At 46.8% G+C, this 17,403-nt stretch carries 13 protein-coding genes; 4 read left to right on the top strand and 9 right to left on the bottom strand.

The genetic code is table 11. The features are described from left to right. The first annotated feature begins 46 nt into the window (after positions 1-46). On the top strand, positions 47-2,107 hold the full coding sequence (locus XDD1_RS16615) for a TonB-dependent receptor domain-containing protein (protein ID WP_045972914.1): 2,061 nt from the start codon (positions 47-49) through the stop codon (positions 2,105-2,107). 73 nt (positions 2,108-2,180) lie between these two features. On the opposite strand, the gene frdD is transcribed toward XDD1_RS16615, so the two are convergent. The 4 genes from frdD to frdA are packed head-to-tail and all read right to left on the bottom strand — an operon-like array spanning position 2,181 to position 5,502. Further along, positions 2,181-2,537, bottom strand: coding sequence for a fumarate reductase subunit FrdD (gene frdD, locus XDD1_RS16610; RefSeq protein ID WP_167541649.1), 357 nt, complete (start codon positions 2,535-2,537; stop codon positions 2,181-2,183). Positions 2,538-2,550: 13 nt separating this feature from the next. Beyond that, positions 2,551-2,946, bottom strand: a complete 396-nt coding sequence (gene frdC, locus XDD1_RS16605) for a fumarate reductase subunit FrdC (protein ID WP_045972910.1) — start codon at positions 2,944-2,946, stop codon at positions 2,551-2,553. Between the two features lie 14 nt (positions 2,947-2,960). Continuing rightward, a complete protein-coding gene (locus XDD1_RS16600; RefSeq protein WP_045972908.1) occupies positions 2,961-3,713 on the bottom strand; it encodes a succinate dehydrogenase/fumarate reductase iron-sulfur subunit in 753 nt (250 codons plus the stop codon). Next, positions 3,706-5,502 (bottom strand): fumarate reductase (quinol) flavoprotein subunit, encoded by a 1,797-nt coding sequence (gene frdA / locus XDD1_RS16595; RefSeq protein ID WP_045972906.1) that lies wholly within the window; start codon positions 5,500-5,502, stop codon positions 3,706-3,708. The genes XDD1_RS16600 and frdA overlap by 8 nt, the downstream gene beginning before the upstream one ends. A 218-nt stretch (positions 5,503-5,720) precedes the next feature. Here frdA and epmA point away from each other — a divergent pair, with 218 nt between their 5' ends. Beyond that, complete coding sequence (gene epmA / locus XDD1_RS16590; protein WP_045972904.1) at positions 5,721-6,698, top strand: elongation factor P--(R)-beta-lysine ligase; 978 nt, start codon at positions 5,721-5,723, stop codon at positions 6,696-6,698. 63 nt (positions 6,699-6,761) lie between these two features. Here epmA and glpQ read toward each other — a convergent pair whose 3' ends face one another. Both glpQ and glpT read right to left on the bottom strand, forming a co-directional pair. After that, positions 6,762-7,838, bottom strand: coding sequence for a glycerophosphodiester phosphodiesterase (gene glpQ / locus XDD1_RS16585; protein WP_045972902.1), 1,077 nt, complete (start codon positions 7,836-7,838; stop codon positions 6,762-6,764). 283 nt (positions 7,839-8,121) lie between these two features. After that, entirely contained in the window at positions 8,122-9,474 is a 1,353-nt protein-coding gene (gene glpT / locus XDD1_RS16580) for a glycerol-3-phosphate transporter (protein ID WP_045972900.1), read from the bottom strand. Positions 9,475-10,554: 1,080 nt separating this feature from the next. Here glpT and XDD1_RS16575 point away from each other — a divergent pair. Continuing rightward, positions 10,555-12,189 (top strand): amino acid adenylation domain-containing protein, encoded by a 1,635-nt coding sequence (locus XDD1_RS16575; protein WP_231854424.1) that lies wholly within the window; start codon positions 10,555-10,557, stop codon positions 12,187-12,189. A gap of 176 nt (positions 12,190-12,365) precedes the next feature. On the opposite strand, the gene XDD1_RS16570 is transcribed toward XDD1_RS16575, so the two are convergent. Both XDD1_RS16570 and XDD1_RS16565 read right to left on the bottom strand, forming a co-directional pair. Next, entirely contained in the window at positions 12,366-13,466 is a 1,101-nt protein-coding gene (locus XDD1_RS16570) for a glycerol dehydrogenase (RefSeq protein ID WP_045972898.1), read from the bottom strand. Positions 13,467-13,648: 182 nt separating this feature from the next. Next, entirely contained in the window at positions 13,649-14,317 is a 669-nt protein-coding gene (locus XDD1_RS16565) for a 7-cyano-7-deazaguanine/7-aminomethyl-7-deazaguanine transporter (protein WP_045972896.1), read from the bottom strand. A gap of 168 nt (positions 14,318-14,485) precedes the next feature. Between XDD1_RS16565 and tusA the strand changes: the two genes are divergently transcribed. After that, positions 14,486-14,740, top strand: coding sequence for a sulfurtransferase TusA (gene tusA / locus XDD1_RS16560; protein ID WP_045973754.1), 255 nt, complete (start codon positions 14,486-14,488; stop codon positions 14,738-14,740). A gap of 248 nt (positions 14,741-14,988) precedes the next feature. Here the strand turns inward: tusA and XDD1_RS16555 are convergent, their stop codons facing one another. Further along, positions 14,989-17,316 (bottom strand): zinc/cadmium/mercury/lead-transporting ATPase, encoded by a 2,328-nt coding sequence (locus XDD1_RS16555; RefSeq protein WP_045972894.1) that lies wholly within the window; start codon positions 17,314-17,316, stop codon positions 14,989-14,991. Positions 17,317-17,403 lie beyond the last annotated feature (87 nt).

The following is a 17,403-nucleotide window of genomic DNA, read 5'->3' as shown; positions in this document are numbered from 1 at the left end:
AATGTAAATAATAATGCTTCTCAATAGTATCTTTGCTTAAAAATAAATGACTAAAATTACCCAAATTTACGCTAGCCTGGCGAAAAGTGGCCTGTGTGTTCCTTTGATGTCCGCATCAATGCTGACCGTTGCTATCTCTGCCAACGCATTTGCAACCACCGAAGAATCAACCAAAAAAGCAGCAATCACTGGCGATACACTTGTTGTTATTGCAGATAACAATGCAGAACAAGAGAGTGGAAAAGTCAACCGTAATGAAATCAAAGTCAGACAGGCACAAAGTGTCGGTGAGATTTTAAAAAATGTACCGGGCGTCCAAGCGGGTCACCCCAGCGCTTTAGGGCAGCGTTTCAAAATTCGTGGTATGGATGATCAATTTATCAACGTTACGGTTGATGGTGCACGACAAGAGGGATATCACTTCCATCATGCAGGCAACTACGGCATCGATCCTGAAATGCTCAAGCAAATTGATATCAGTGTCGGTACTAACAGTATTACCTATGATACCGGTGCCCTTGGCGGTGCCTTAAAATTTGAAACCGTTGATGCGGGGGATTTATTAGCGCCGGGCCAATTATTTGGTGCAAAAGGTAAATTAAGCTACGTCAGCAATGGTTCTGAGTTCCAGCAATCTTTAGCTACTTACGGCAGAGTAGGTGCCGTTGATTTATTAGGCTACTTTAACCACCGTGATATAAATGATGCTGAATCGGGCAGAGATAGCCGCGGAAGAAGCTCAATTCCGACCGATGGGAAACTGGTTAACTATTTATTAAAAGCGAAATTCAATCTGACTGATGAGCAGTACATCAATGTATCCAAAGAACATTATCAGAATGATGCGGAAACTAATTTCCGATTGAATTTTGGTTCAGATATCAATAAAGGGAGAAAAGGAAAGTACGCTTCAGAGCGTGATGCGTATAATCTCACTTACCGATATGTCCCCGCCGATAATGATTTCATTGATTTAAAAATTTCTGCCTATCACACCGAACAAAGCTTCAACCATATGAGGGAAGTCGGTGGGCCTGGAAAAGGATTTGACAGTATTGTTGAAACCCAAGGTATCAGGGCGCGTAATGTCTCTCATTTTGATACCCAGAAATTATCCCATGTTTTAACTTATGGGTATGAATATTTTGATACCAGAATGGCATACACTGATGTATCAGAAAATGTCCACAAAAAAGCGGTAGAAACCGGAAAATCATCATCTGTTTATTTGGAAGATGATATTCAACTTGCTGATTTCCACGTCATACCGGGTGTCAGATGGGATCATTACCAATACAACACGCTTAATAAAAAACTTGAACCGTTTGAGAGAACCTATGCGCGTATCTCAAAAGCATTGGGTTTGAAATACGAACTGGGTGCATCGACCACCTTATTTGCCAATTATACCGAACTCTTCAGAGGGCCGTTGGGCAAAGAAATTGGTTTGGGGCCAAGCAATCATAATGCTAATTTGAAAGCGACAACAGGGTACAACTTAGAAACGGGTGTAGCGGGAACCTATTCGAGTGTTTTTGCTGAAAATGACTCATTTACTGTCATCGGTAAAGTCTTCCAGACCAACTTCAAAGACCTGTCTACGACTTTAGCCAAGAGAACACTGGACAATATCCCGAAATCCAGATTGGAAGGGTTTGAATTAGCGACCAAATATAAACTGGATAATTGGTCCTTAAGAGCGACTTACGCCAAAGCGAATAACAAAATTATCAAAGGTAATGAGTTATTTGACAGAAGATTAGAGTTTACACCAACCATTGGTGATTCTTTCACTGTTGGCGGAAGCTACTTGTTTGATAAAACTGACATTGAACTCGGTTGGAATTCCCGCTTTGTCCGTTCAGCAAACGCGAAAGGGACTGATAGCGGTCAGGTGGTAAATGTACATAAAACAGGTTACGGCGTCAGTGATATGTATATTTCCTGGGCACCAAAAGCGGGTACATTCAAAAACACCGAAATCCAGCTTGGTATCGATAATGTCTTCGATAAACGTTACAACGAGCAGTCTTACTATCTGAATACGTATAAAGGGCAGGAAGAGAAAGGCCGTACCTATAAAGCGACCATTTCCTACAAGTTCTAATAAAAGTCTCAAGCGATACGTCTAATAAAAAGTCTGCGGCTTACCCGCAGACTTTTTTTCAAGGTTATCGCAACTACAGCGTAACAACCCCAATCAACGCGATAACCGTTAAAATCGCGGCGGCACCATAAAACACCCACTTACTGGCCGGAACAGGGATTTGCAGGTCGTGCATACCGTGATGCAGACGGTGCAGGCCACACCATAAGGGCAGGCTAATCATCAACAGCAAAAAGAGGCGGCCAATAAGACTCTGGCAAAATGTCAGGATGCGTTCATAAGAGAGCGCTTCGCCTGCCAATCCCAGAGGCAGCAGGATACCCAACAGCAGAATAATGGCTGGCGCAACGATGGCACTCCACATACCGCCGGCACCAAACAGACCCCAGAAAATCGGTTCATCGGAACGCTTAGGCACTTGATTCATCAGATCCTCCTTGGGGTCAGAAAAACAGGGCTACGCCGAAGATCACGGCGGTAGCAATCAGGGTGATGGCCCATAACAGCTTGATAATCGGCCCCGGTGACAGTTTCTCATTTCTGACAATGATATTGAGTGCCTTGGGCGCCAGTTCAAACCAGGTTTTGGTGTGCAGCAATGCCGCCAGCAGGGTGATGATATTAATCAGCAACACCAGTGGGTTTTGCAGAAAGGAGACAAACCCTGTCCAACTTTCCGGGCCACCTTTCAGGGCAAACAGACCGTAAAGTACCAAAACACTGAACCAAACGGTGGGAATGGCGGTGCCTTCACGCAACATATAGAAGCGATAAAAACCCAACTTACGCCACCAATTGGCTTCCATACCACGCACATAAGGCTTACGTTTCGTCGTCATTACTCTCTCCTTCCTTATTGTGGTTTCAGCATGGAGATCAGGAAATCTTTGGCACTTTCTGCCTTGCTTTGCTGGATTGCACCGGCGGGATCGACATGTTTCGGGCACACTTCAGAACAGTAACCGACAAAAGTACAAGACCAGACACCATTATCACTGTTGATTTGCGGCATGCGTGCTTGCTTGCCGTGGTCGCGGCTATCAAGGTTATAGCGGTGTGCCAGTGTGATTGCTGCCGGCCCGATAAATTCAGGGTTCAGGCCGAACTGGGGACAGGCGGCATAACACAGGCCACAATTGATACAGCCGGAAAACTGATGATATTTCGCCATCTGGGCAGGCGTTTGCACATTCGCGCCATCGGCGGGTTTGCGATCGTTGCCAATGATATAAGGCTTGATCGCTTCCAGGCTCTCAATAAAGTGTGTCATATCCACCACTAAATCCCGCTCAATGGGGAAGTTGCCCAGTGCTTCGACTTTCATTCCTTGGTCTTGGGCTATTCCTTGGGCGTAGTCGCGCAGGAAAACTTTACAGGCCAGCTTCGGGACACGGTTGACCATCATGCCGCAGGAGCCACAGATTGCCATACGGCAAGACCAGCGGTAAGCGAGGTCAGGCGCCAGATTGTCCTTGATGTAACCCAAGGCATCCAGCAGTGACGTTTGCTCATCGTAAGGCACTTCATAAGTGGCGAAATAGGGTTCACTGTCAATTTCCGGGTTATAGCGCATGACTTCCATGTTCATACTTTTCATCTCAGCCATTCGCTTGCTCCTTCTGTGCTTGCTCTTGTGCCGCCGCTTCACCCCCATAGACGCGTTTTGCGGGTTGGGATTTAGTGATCTTCACCTCACTGTATTCCAGACGCGGGGCACCTTCCGGGTGATAGAACGCCAGCGTATGTTTCAGGAAATTCTCATCATCACGTTCGGTACAACCTGCATCAAGACGCTGGTGGGCGCCACGGGATTCTTTGCGATTCATGGCGGAATGGGCCATACACTCAGCGACATCCAAGCCAAAGCCTAATTCGAGGGTGTAGAGCAGATCGGTATTGAAGACACTGGAACGGTCGCTGATTGCGATATGTTTGAAGCGTGCTTTCAATTCGGCAATTTTGTCGATGGTTTTCTGCATCAGCTCGGGTGTGCGGTAAATGCCGCAGCCTTCTTCCATTGACGTGCCCAGTTCATCGCGAATTTTCGCCCAGTTTTCGCCGCCTTTCTGATTCAGCAAGTTAGTGAGTTTATCTTCAACATCACGGGCTTGGGCATCCAGTGCGCTATGATTGGCGGGCTTTATTTCTTGGCTATGTTTGGCCGCTTCTTCACCGGCCAGACGGCCAAACACAACCAACTCAGCCAGCGAGTTAGAGCCGAGGCGGTTTGCACCATGCAGGCCAACCGAAGAACATTCCCCGACCGCAAATAATCCCTTGATACGGGTTTCGCCCCGTTGATCCGTTTCGATGCCTCCCATCGTGTAATGCGCCGTTGGACGAACAGGGATCGGTTCTTTGACCGGATCAACACCGACATAGGCTTTTGCCAGCTCACAGATAAACGGCAGGCGTTCGAGCAATTTTTTCTCACCCAAATGGCGTAAATCCAGATGGACGACATCGCCACGCGGCGTTGCGATGGTGCGGCCTGCCCGCCACTCATGCCAGAATGCCTGGGAGACTTTGTCGCGCGGGCCTAATTCCATATATTTATTCTCAGGATGGCCGAGCGGGGTTTCTGGCCCCAAGCCATAATCCTGTAGATAACGATAACCTTCCTTGTTCACCAAAATCCCGCCTTCACCCCGACAACCTTCGGTCATCAAAATACCGGAACCGGGCAGGCCGGTGGGGTGATACTGCACGAATTCCATATCGCGCAAGGGCACACCGTGGCGGAATGCGATCCCCATGCCGTCACCCGTGACAATGCCGCCATTGGTGTTATAACGGTAGACCCGTCCGGCACCGCCGGTGGCCATAATGACTGCGTTGGCACGGATCTGAACTTTCGTCCCTTCCATCATATTCAGCGCCACTAATCCGCGCGCTTGCCCGTCATCCACCAAAATATCGAGAACAAAATGCTCATCAAAGCGCTGGATTTGCGGGTACTTAAGCGACGTCTGGAACAGCGTATGGAGCATATGGAAGCCGGTCTTATCGGCGGCAAACCAGGTGCGCTCAATTTTCATGCCGCCGAAACGACGCACGTTCACCGAGCCATCGTCTTTGCGGCTCCACGGGCAGCCCCATTGTTCCAGTTGGATCATTTCTGTCGGGCAATGTTTAACAAAATACTCAACCACATCTTGTTCACACAGCCAGTCACCCCCGGATACGGTGTCGTTGAAGTGAAAGTCATAGGAATCGTGCGACTGAGTAACAGCGGCGGAGCCTCCTTCTGCGGCCACAGTATGGCTACGCATAGGGTAAACTTTTGAGATTAAGGCGATTTTAAGTTGAGGATGGGTTTCCGCAGCGGCGATGGCAGCTCGCAGCCCTGCACCACCGGCGCCGATAATCGCAAGGTCGACATTGAAGGTTTGCACTGCTCTTCTCCATTGTTTAAGTGGGAGCAAACAAAGTAAATAAAAATAACGATTTGGTTTCACTCTCTGTGACTGTTTGTATGGTTTAATTGTAGCGAATAATACGGCGGATAAATTTGATTTGAATGCGGGTTTTGTGGGTTTAATGCTGAAAATTTGTCTGGCGGCCTTGATATGAGTAAACTGCGCGTTTTGTTTTATTTTGGAGTCATAGGAATATGAACGAAATCGCGAATTGGCAGCCAAGTGCCCCTATCGCCAATTTATTGAAAAGGGCGGAGATCTTAGCAGAAATACGGCGCTTTTTCGCAGATCGTGGGGTGTTGGAAGTCGAAACGCCTGCTATGAGTCAGGCGACTGTCACCGACGTTCATTTGGTCCCTTTCCAGACACAGTTCGTTGGGCCGGGAGCGGCAGAGGGTTTGACCCTGTACCTGATGACTAGCCCTGAATACCATATGAAGCGTCTGCTGGCAGCCGGCAGTGGTTCCATTTATCAGATGGGGAAAAGTTTCCGTAATGAGGAAGCGGGTCGTCATCATAATCCAGAGTTCACGATGCTGGAATGGTATCGTCCGCACTACGACATGTATCGTTTGATGAATGAAGTGGATGATCTGTTGCAACAGATTTTGGATTGTGAAAGTGCTGAATCACTCTCTTACCAACAGGCCTTCGTGCGATATCTGGGGGTTGATCCCTTGACTGCAAGCAAAGAGAAATTGCGTGAAGTGGCGGCGAAACTCGATCTCAGCAATATTGCTGATCAGGAGGAAGATCGGGACACCTTGTTGCAGCTACTTTTCGTCATGGGTGTGGAACCCCAGATCGGCATTGAAAAACCTACATTTATCTACCATTTCCCTGCATCCCAAGCGGCATTGGCAGAAATCAGCAAGGAAGATCATCGTGTTGCGGAGCGTTTTGAAGTCTATTTCAAGGGCATGGAGTTGGCGAATGGTTTTCGTGAACTGACCGACAGCCATGAACAACGTCTGCGTTTCGAACAGGATAACCGTAAGCGTGAAGCGATGGGGTTGCCGGTTCAACCGATTGATGAACACCTGCTGGCTGCCCTTGCTCACGGGATGCCTGAATGTGCTGGTGTTGCATTGGGGGTGGATCGTCTGATTATGTTGGCATTGGGTGCTGAACGGATTAGTGAGGTGATTGCTTTCCCTGTGGGGATCTCATGACAAAATTATTGATGTGATACACCTGAATCACGAGAGGGGCAGTCTTGGACTGCCCCGCTATTTTTATTGATGCTCGTGATGTTTTCTCAGGAACTTGACGGCTAAATCAGGAAAATCGGTGAATGCACCATCAACATTAGCCTTGTCGAAAACGATATCGAATAATTGGTTACCGCTGGTGGCATATTTTGGTAATTGGTCGATACGGATAGTATAGGGATGTACCGCCAAATGGCTGGCGTGAGCCTCTTTCACCATCCCCGTCAACTTAACGTGGTTTGGCGTAGAGTCATTGGCGATAAGCATGTGGTAGTCAGGGCCGATGCCATCCGCATAGGTAGCCACTTCTTTCATCGCACCCGGTTTAAACATCCAGTCATAGCTATAATTTTGCCATGTGCCATCGGGTTTCTGTTCGTAAGTTTCGTTCCAGTCGGTGTAAGCGATAAGCTGAATCAGTTTCAGATCCATCCCCAATTTCGGCTCCAGCTCATTTTTAATGCGTTTGAGTTCATTGGCATCAAAGCATTGCAGATAAACTTTATCGCTCTTTTTGGTGTAGCCATACTGTTTCAGGACTTCCAGTACCTTGCTGGTGATATCTTTGCCTTCTTGACGATGGAACCACGGCGCCTTAATTTCAGGGTAGATGCCGATATTTTTGCCCGTGGATTTATTCAGACCTTGAATAAACTCCAGCTCTTCCTGAAAGGTATGAATGTGGAAATCGGATTTCCCCATGGGGAAACGTCCGGGATAACTCTGGACTTTTTTGCCATCCTTGATATCAAAACCCTCAGTAAATTGCAGTGACTTAATTTCTGGCAGGGTAAAATCGATAGCATAATAGCGACCGTCAGCACGGGCGCGGTTTGGGAAACGTTCTGCCACATCCGTTACGCGATCAAGGTAGTGGTCGTGCAGTACAATCAGTTGGTCATCTTTCGTCATGACCAGATCTTGCTCAAGATAATCCGCACCTTGTGCATAGGCCAGTGCTTTGGCGGGTAAGGTATGTTCAGGCAAGTAACCGCTGGCGCCACGATGAGCGATCACAATCTTATCTGCTGCATGGGCAATGCCTGACATTGATGAAGCTAACAAAATACCGGCCATAATTGCCTTGATAGGGGTCTGCATTGGGATTCTCCATTTATTCTAATTCGCCAATCGTATTCTACCTATTTTTAAATAAACAGAAGCATAAGGGGGAATAGGTTTTTTATCTTCAAATGTCTAAGAGCTGAATACATCAACGAAAGGCTAAGGGATGAATTAAATTATATTGATTACAGTCGATATGAAAAATATATCTATATGGGAATTAAATGTTCAATATCACTCATGAAATCGCAGTACAATTTTATTTTATTGGCATTGTACTGCGATTGATAGGGTGATTAATTAGCGTCTCTCAGTGATATCACTGACCTTGACGAGCCAATTCTTGTTTGTGTTTGTTTTCACTTAACATAACAAGCAGCAGCAGAATAACGGACAGGGCGCTACCGCCGATCATGACCATAAAGCCACCGTTCCAACCAAAATAATCAACGGTATAACCGACGATGATACTGGCCGCAACAGAACCCCCCAGATAGCCAAACAGACCGGTAAATCCGGCCGCGGTTCCGGCGGCTTTTTTCGGCGCCAATTCCAGAGCATGCAGACCGATCAGCATGACTGGGCCGTAAATCAGGAAGCCGATAACCAGCATACAGAGCATATCGATATTAGGGTTACCCGCTGGATTCAACCAGAATACGATAGTGGCGATGGTAACCAGTATCATGAAAAATACCCCTGTGGCACCCCGGTTACCTTTGAAGACTTTGTCCGACATCCAACCACACAGCAGGGTGCCTGGAATGCCCGCATATTCATACAGGAAATAGGCCCAGGAAGACTTATCCATAGTAAAGTCTTTCACTTCCTTCAAATAAGTCGGTGACCAGTCAAGAATACCGTAGCGCAGCAAGTAGACGAATACGTTGGCAACGGCGATCATCCACAGCAATTTATTCGGCAAAACGTACTGCATGAAAATTTCTTTTGCTGTCAGTTCCTTTTCGTCTTTTTCCGTATAATCCGGTGGATAATCATTTTTATACTCTTCGATTGGCGGTAAGCCACAGGATTGCGGGGTATCGCGCATTAAGGCGAAAACAATGATTGCCACCAGGATAGCCGCAAACGCCGGCATATAAAACGCGGCTTTCCAGTCATTGAACCAAGCCATACCCAACATAAACAGTAAGGGTGGAACGCCCCCGCCAACGTTATGGGCACAGTTCCAGACGGAAACAATGCCACCGCGCTCTTTCTGTGACCACCAGTGAACCATGGTACGTCCGCAAGGAGGCCAACCCATACCCTGAAACCAGCCGCAGAGGAACAGCAGAACAAACATGATAGCTATGCTGGAAGTGGCCCACGGGACAAAGCCCATAAACAGCATCACCAATGCCGCCAGTATCAACCCCGCAGGCAAGAAAACACGTGGATTAGAACGGTCAGAAACGGAACCCATAATAAATTTTGAGAATCCGTAGGCAATTGAAATTCCTGATAATGCAAAACCAAGATCGCCTTTGGAAAAACCCTGATCAATCAAGGAAGGGATGGCGAGTGCAAAGTTTTTTCTTACCAGGTAGTAAGCGGCATAGCCAAAGAAAATCCCTATAAAAATTTGCCAGCGCAAGCGACGATAGAGTGGATCTATTTCTTGCGCAGGCAACCGGGCCTTATGAGGCGCTGGCTTGAAAATACTTAACATATTTTTTGTCTCCACGTGACTTTTGTGTGAGCGAATCACCACCATTAAGCAGTGATGGCGTTAAACGAAAATTTTAACTATTTATTTTCTATATCGAAGCTAATATTAGCTGAAAACGACCTTATATGACTGTGAGGTATCGCTAACATATAGATATAATTTCGCAAAGTCGATAATTTTGAGTGAATTAGCACTTTTTTTGAATACAATGTATTTACGTTAGTGTGATGACTGTCACAGTAGGTGGTTTTTTGGTTATTTTTTATTTCCGGATGTTTAAGTTTTGTTGATATTATCGACCCAATAAAAGCTCAGTATTATTAGGGGAATTTTCCTGATGCAATAACCATGAGAAAAATAGATAAATATAATCCACACAAACGTTCCCATTATAAAAGTTATTTAATAAATAAACGGTACTTTTTTTGTGCCCACTGTTTTTAACAAGTTGTACTATTTACCTGATGGTGTTATTTAAATAATATTCTCATTTGTTCATGTAAATCATTTTTTATTTACATGCTTTGCGTTTTTTATAACGTGGTTATAAATAAAATGTTTGAAATTAAAATTCAAAATAACGGATATTACTACAAATGGTTATTCATGCTCATAATCGAAGTTTTTAAGCAGGGTTGAATAGCTATTTTTACGTTAAATATAATAATATCAATGTCTTAACTAAAATTGGTTACAGGCTGTATAGGCGTAATACACTCTGTCTTCCAAACAATAATTTGCTTTATATAAGTTGATTGTTCAATTAATAAAAGATTACAGATTAATACTAATTAATATATTTATTAAATTCGCGATAGATTTTCGCAATTTATTTTTCTAATTCAATTCGCGTCAACATAAGGTATTCGCAAATACTGAATGTAGACAACAGTTGAAAGATAACGACTACCCGCATTGATGCCTCTATTCATCATGAAAAGTGATGAAACCAATGAGGCTCAGAATGAGAGCATCATTATGAATACTGACACACACAAGGCAATATTACACACAGCATTGACTACTGGGCAAAAAAATTCTCCTGCTGTTAAACCTGAATTTGATCGTAATATCAGTTACATGACAGCAGATCTAGAACCGTGGTTTAACAACGTTCCTTCTCGGTTGGCTGAGTTGGCAAAAATGATACCTAATGCTATCGCTGTTTCTGATCCACATGAAACGTTAACATTTGGTGAGTTGAATCAACGCATTGAGAATGCGGCACATGTTTTGCGTGACCACGGCGTCAAAATGGGGGGCAATGTTGCCATTGCCGCCCGGCGGGGGATTGCATGGTTTGTCACCATGCAGGCAATTTGGCGAATTGGGGCGGTGTATATCCCCCTGAATACCATGATGCCAGAAAAACGCCTGAATGATATTCTCGCCAGTCTGCCGGAAAGTACTCTGGTATTTGACGATACAGTGTCGGCGGGGCTTAAGGCATCAACATTAATCGCTGTGGATACCCTTTTAAATAAGAGAGGCAAGGCTGAAATAGCAGAACATATTGATCCCCCTGTATTGGGTGATCATTCTGCTTATGTGATGTTTACTTCTGGCTCCACAGGATTGCCAAAAGCGGTACAGGTTCAGCATGACAATCTGGCTGCTTGTCTGTGCGGATTTGGCAAACTGTTGTCAATCAGTCAGCGTGACCACATGCTGGCATTAACAACTTTCTCTTTTGATACCTCCGTGCTGGAATTGTTGCTGACCCTCGTTCATGGCGGCAGTATCCACATCGCTTCAATTGATATTCAACGTGATGCAATGGCGTTATCTGAAACGCTGTCAGATCCACAATTCACTTTCGCCCAAGCAACACCGTTAACTTGGTCAATGGCCCTGAATGCGGGATGGAAACCTCGCCCTGCAATGAGCATGCTTTGCGGGGGAGAGGCGTTGTCACAAGATCTGGCAGATCAACTGACCGCTACCGGAGGCACATTATGGAACGTCTACGGTTCAACGGAAACGAGCATCTGGTCAACCGCGTTCCGCATGAAAAAAGGCGACAAGGTTCAACTAGGAGGGCCTATTCCGGGCACCAGCATTACGATTGTGGATAAACATTTACGGCCGGTTCCCAAAGGGACGGTAGGAGAAATTCTTATCGGTGGATTGGGTGTGACCGCAGGCTACCGCAATAACCCCATTGAGACGGTCAAAAGATATGTCCCCGATATAACTCGAAAAGGTAAAAGAGCCTATTTGACAGGCGATCTGGCACGCATGCTTGCAGATGGCTCTCTCATTTATATGGGGAGACTAGATGATCAGGTGAAAATACGGGGATATCGGATTGGTCTAGATGAGATAGAAATTGCCTTGAGAAAACAACGTGGCGTACAAGATGCCATTATCCGAGTCACAGGCAGTGGCGATTTTGCCAAGATCCAAGCGTTTGTCTTGTTCGATCCTAATTTGATTGTGCCGGAAGATTGGGTACGCGAGACCCAACTCTCTCTCAGGGAAGCTCTGCATGAAGCCTGGATACCTGGCGAATATTACCGTATTCCTTATATTCCGCAGACAAGCCGTGGTAAAAGGGATCAAAAACGGTTGGAAAACGTTGCGGAACGATTAAATGCCAGCTATGACCATGAGCATGACATAGTGCAGCCGCGAAATGAAACGGAAAAACGCGTTTATGAAATTTGGCATGGTTTACTGGGGAAGTCAGATCCGTTGCCCAACCATTACGGCTGAATATGTTCATCAGGTATGACGTTACCTGATAGGCATTGGATTCTTGCGTTATTTCATGTGCGATTCTTGCTCGTTTTTGTGCCTTATCAAATCTGTTTTTTGGGGCTTATTTGGGATACGAACTGTTTGGAAAACCGTCAGGGCGGGAATTCCCGCCCAAAAGTAGCAACATCAACTTAATACAACCAATCTTTACCCATTCGATCTGCGGCCAAAATTGCGGCGTAAACCTGCTCTGGGGTTACCGCAAATGGCATATTGTGGATGGTTTCACCTTCGGCGCAGCTTGCGATAGCGACTTGCATGATTTTTTGATGCAGCTTTTCATTATCACGTAAGCCCAATTGTTCCAGCGTGACGGGCAGTCCGACTTGTACGCAAAAATCGAGCACGGTTTCCAACTCTTCACTTGGGCTGTTTTCTAATATCAATTGTGTCAGGGTGCCAAACGCGACTTTTTCACCATGATAGAGGTGATGGCACTCTTCCAGCACAGTAAAACCGTTGTGGATGGCATGTGCGGCAGCCAGTCCCGCACTTTCAAAACCAATACCGCTCAGATAGGTATTGGCCTCCACAATATTTTCAACTGCCGGTGTACTAACACCGGCTTCTACCGCCAGTTTAGCTTTGTAACCTTCCGCCAGTATGGTTTCATAACACAGTTTTGCCAACGCCAACCCGGTGGTGGACGTCGCACCTCCCGCCATCGTGGGTTTATGGGCTGCACTATTGGCTCGCGCCTCAAAGTAGGTAGCGAGCGCATCCCCCATACCTGCCACAAGTAAGCGAACCGGTGCCTTGGCAATGATATTGGTATCCATCAGCACGATATTGGGATTTTGTGGGTAGAACAGATAGCTGTCGAATTCGCCGAGTTCAGTGTAAAGAACAGAAAGGGCACTGGTCGGTGCATCCGTTGACGCAAGGGTAGGCGAAATAATCACCGGTATTTTAGATTCGTGTGCAACCGCCTTGGCGGTATCAATCGTTTTTCCTCCTCCGATCCCGATGATAGCCTGACATTGATGTTGCAACAGAATGGCAGACAAGCGTTGGATCTCACTACGGCTACATTCACCATTGAAAAGTTCGAAATGGCTGGTGACTTCGTGTTCTTCTAAGCTCCTGCTGACGGTATCCCCAATCAGGTTCATCACGAAATTATCGGCAATGACGAAGACGTGGTCAGCAAGCATTTTGGTATATCGGCCAAGGTGGGATAACGCACCCGGCCCTTGGATATATTTGGATGGAGACTGGATCACTTTCAGCATAAGAAATATTCCTTAGTATGAGTTTACCTGCCCATTAACGCTATATGATATGAAAAACCACACGGCAAAACTATACGATAAAATAAACAAAGAAGTGATGAGCAAAAGCAGGAAATGGGGGATTTGAGCGGAAATATTTGCAAGAATGTTTGACACCCTGATGGATTCAGGGTGCTGTTTTTTTAGTGAGCTTTGATCAGCGTCTTATCTACTGTTTGAGCGAAAAAATGTCGCAGGATTAAGTTCAACAAAATGCCATAAGCGGGCAGGAAGAAGAGCATGCAGATAAACAGCTTGAAAGCATAATCCACTAACGCAATTTCTACCCAATGCGTCGCCATAAATACATCAGTGCTGCGGTAAAACGCGATAAAGAAAAAGGCCAGTGTATCGAGCATATTACCGAAAAACATAGCGGCAGCGGGCGCTATCCACCAGCGACTTTTTTGGCGAAGACGATTGAAGACACCGACATCTAATATCTGACCCAGCACATAGGCCATAAAGCTGGCGGCTGCAATCCGGGCGACAAACAGATTAAAGGTGCCCAATGTTTCGAATCCCTGCCAGGTTCCCTGGAAAAACAGCGCAGAAATTAGATAAGAGATCAGCAGTGCCGGCAGCATGACGGAAATAATGATCCGGCGAGCCAATGGCGCACCATAAATACGCACGGTCAGGTCAGTCGCCAAAAAGATAAAGGGAAAGGTAAATGCTCCCCAAGTGGTATGCAAACCCAAAATGGAGATGGGCAGTTGCACCAGATAGTTACTGGAAGTAATGATCAAAATGTGGAAAAGCGAAAGCCAGATCAATGCCGTGGCGCGTTGTTGCACAGTCAATTGGAACATATTGTACCTTTTTGGTGGATGGGGTGAGGGAACCCAAAAAAATCAATGTACCTGAAAGATCAGGCAGTCGGATCATACGAATTGTACAATAAAAGTAAAGTACGGCAGTTGACGATATTTTGTAATATAATCCACCGCCATAGATTGTTTGAACCTACAGAGATTGTTATGGCCGATGTTTTTGCCAACCCTGACAAAACACTTGATACATTGGGACTGCGTTGCCCAGAACCCGTCATGATGGTACGCAAGACGGTTCGCCATATGACGGCGGGTCAGACGTTGTTGATCATTGCGGACGATCCGGCGACCACCCGTGATATTCCGGGCTTCTGCCGCTTTATGGATCATGCGCTGATCGCCCAAGAGACAGCGCAAACGCCTTATCGATACCTGCTCAAAAAAAGCGAAAATTCTGTTTAATTGAGAAAAATATATACAATTAACTAGCAGAAAATAGGGATCGTGCTAGGCTTTAAATATGGCATTTGGTCAACTTATCACCTCGCTGAATGCCATATTCCTTTTTCCTTAATAGCAATCTTATGTACTTAATTTGTACTTAATTGTGATTTTTGAAAAGGTGCATAGTCGTACCATGCACCTTTTCAGTTTGTTATTTTCCTTTATGGCCTTTTGCCTGCTTGTGGCAATTCAGGTTGATGTTCCCTTCACTGCTTCTGTGATTTGCTCCGCAGCAATCGGACGGCGTTTGCGGTGACCAATGCTGTGGCACCCGAATCGGCCAGAACAGCCATCCAAAGTCCGGTGATACCCAATAGACTCGTGATAAGAAATATCGCCTTTAAACCTAATGCAATGGTGATATTTTGGCGAATGTTATAGTGAGTTGTTCGGGACAGCGCGATAATTTCAGGTAAACCAGTCAGCCGGTTGTGCGTCAGGGCGGCGTCGGCGGTTTCCAACGCCACATCCGTGCCGCTGCCCATAGCGACGCCGATACTGGCCGCTTTCATCGCCGGGGCATCGTTGATGCCATCGCCGACCATCATAGTGCGGTGTTTTTGATTCAACTCCGTGACTGCTTTCACTTTATCTTCCGGTAACAGCCCTGCCCGGTAATCGATGCCCAGCCGGTTCGCAATGGCGGCAGCGGCACGGGGATTATCACCGGTCAGCATCACGGCATCTATCCCCTGTTTTTTCAGGCTACGAATGGCGTCTATGGCATCCTGACGCAAGGTATCCTGCATCGCGATCAACCCCACAAGGAGATCATTCCGAATAACCGCAACCGCGGTTTTGCCACTGTTTTCCAGTTCAGTCACTCGCTGTTGCCATTTCTCGGACAATGTATTTTCCGGCAATCTGCCGGGGGCTGCGACGAGAATTTTCTGCTCCGATAATTGCCCCTCAACCCCTATTCCAGCCAGTGCCTTGCGATGTTCAGCTTCAACAATCGTCACGCCCCGGTTTTCTGCGGCATTCAGAATCGCTTTTGCTAAGGGGTGATGGGAGCCACTTTCCACCGCACCCGCCAGTGCCAGCAGGATTTCTGCGCTGATATTTTCCACGGGTTCAATGTCAGTTACCTGTGGTTTGCCTTCGGTCAAAGTGCCGGTTTTATCCAGTGCGATGGTGCTGACTAACCCCAATTGCTCTAAAGCTGCTCCGCCTTTGATTAAGGAGCCACGACGGGTCGCCGCGGCCAGTGCGGACGTAATGGCGGCAGGCGTCGAGATGACCAATGCGCAAGGGCAACCGATCAAAAGCAGAGTCAGGCCCCGGTAAACCCAGGTTTCCCATGAACCGGCAAACAACAGCGGTGGGATCAAGACCACCAGCGCTGAGAACAAGATAATCAACGGCGTATAGATACGACTGAATCGGTCGATAAAACGTTCAATTGGCGCACGACGCTCTTCCGCTTCTTCAATCAGTTGCAGGATGCGGTCAATGGCGTTGTGGCCCGGTTCAGAGATCACCTTCATCTGCACCGCACTATCGACAGAAAGACAGCCCGCGGCGACCTTTTCGCCTTGCAGCCGCTCAACCGGAACCGATTCCCCGGTCAGGGCACTTTCATCGAAACTGGCAAATGGGTTGAGGAGTTCGGCATCCGTCGGTAAGCGGGCACCTGGGGCGATTTCAATGATATCACCCGGACGCAGATCCGCAGCTGAGACGGTTTTCTTTTTTCCCTCTTTAATCAGCAAGGCTTGATCAGGCACCAATGCCATCAAGGCACTGACGCCACGACGAGCACGCCCCGCGGCATAGGATTCCAGTATTTCCCCTAATTTGAACAGAAGAATAACCATCGCGGCTTCTGCGGTGGCATCAATGAACAAGGCACCAATAGCCGCAACACTCATCAACGTTTCAATGGCAAAAGGGGTGCCGGAACGCATCAGTTTGATAGCCTTGGTCGCGACCGGATATAACCCAATCAGCGTTGTGATGATGAAAGCGATCCGTCCTGCGGGCGCATGGGCTGCTGAGATTCCCCAACTGACGAACATCAAAGCGGCCAGAATCAGGATTGGGGCGAAAGTCTTCCAGTGACTGACTGCCGGAGGTAGTTTAGAGGCCGAATTTGTCCCCTTGATTTCAAAGCCCGCCTGTTTTACGGCTTGCTCAACGGCGGCACGAATATCAATATCCGCATCGACCACCAGTTTCTCGGTGGTAAACAACACCTTGACCTGTTTGGCGTCTGGCAGTTTTTTCACCGCATTTTCGATCTTGCCTGCACAGCTTGGGCAATCCATGCCTTGGATAGTCCAGTGAAAACGTTGTTGTGCCGTTAATTCGGGAGGAGCGCTATCTTGCATGGCATGAGCATGATCGTGTGAACAGTGTGCGCCGCTATGTTTATGAGTATGTTCATGAGAATGTTCATGGGGATGCTCATGTTCATGTGAATGTGCTGCGCCGGTGGAACAACAAGCATGATTGGTAACATGCTGATGATCATCTTTTTGGCAAGATGAAGAATTGGGCTGTGATTGCTTATGTTTTTGGGAGGTGGAGAACATAGGCGACCTCTTAAATAGAGTTAATATTAATTATTAACGTTAACTCTACACATTGGAGTGAACTCCAGAGTCAAATCCGATAAGAGG

It is taken from the genome of Xenorhabdus doucetiae (assembly GCF_000968195.1).
Classification (GTDB): Bacteria; Pseudomonadota; Gammaproteobacteria; order Enterobacterales; family Enterobacteriaceae; genus Xenorhabdus; species Xenorhabdus doucetiae.
Note: the sequence above shows the minus strand (reverse complement) of the source record. Positions and strands in the feature narration are given on the sequence as shown.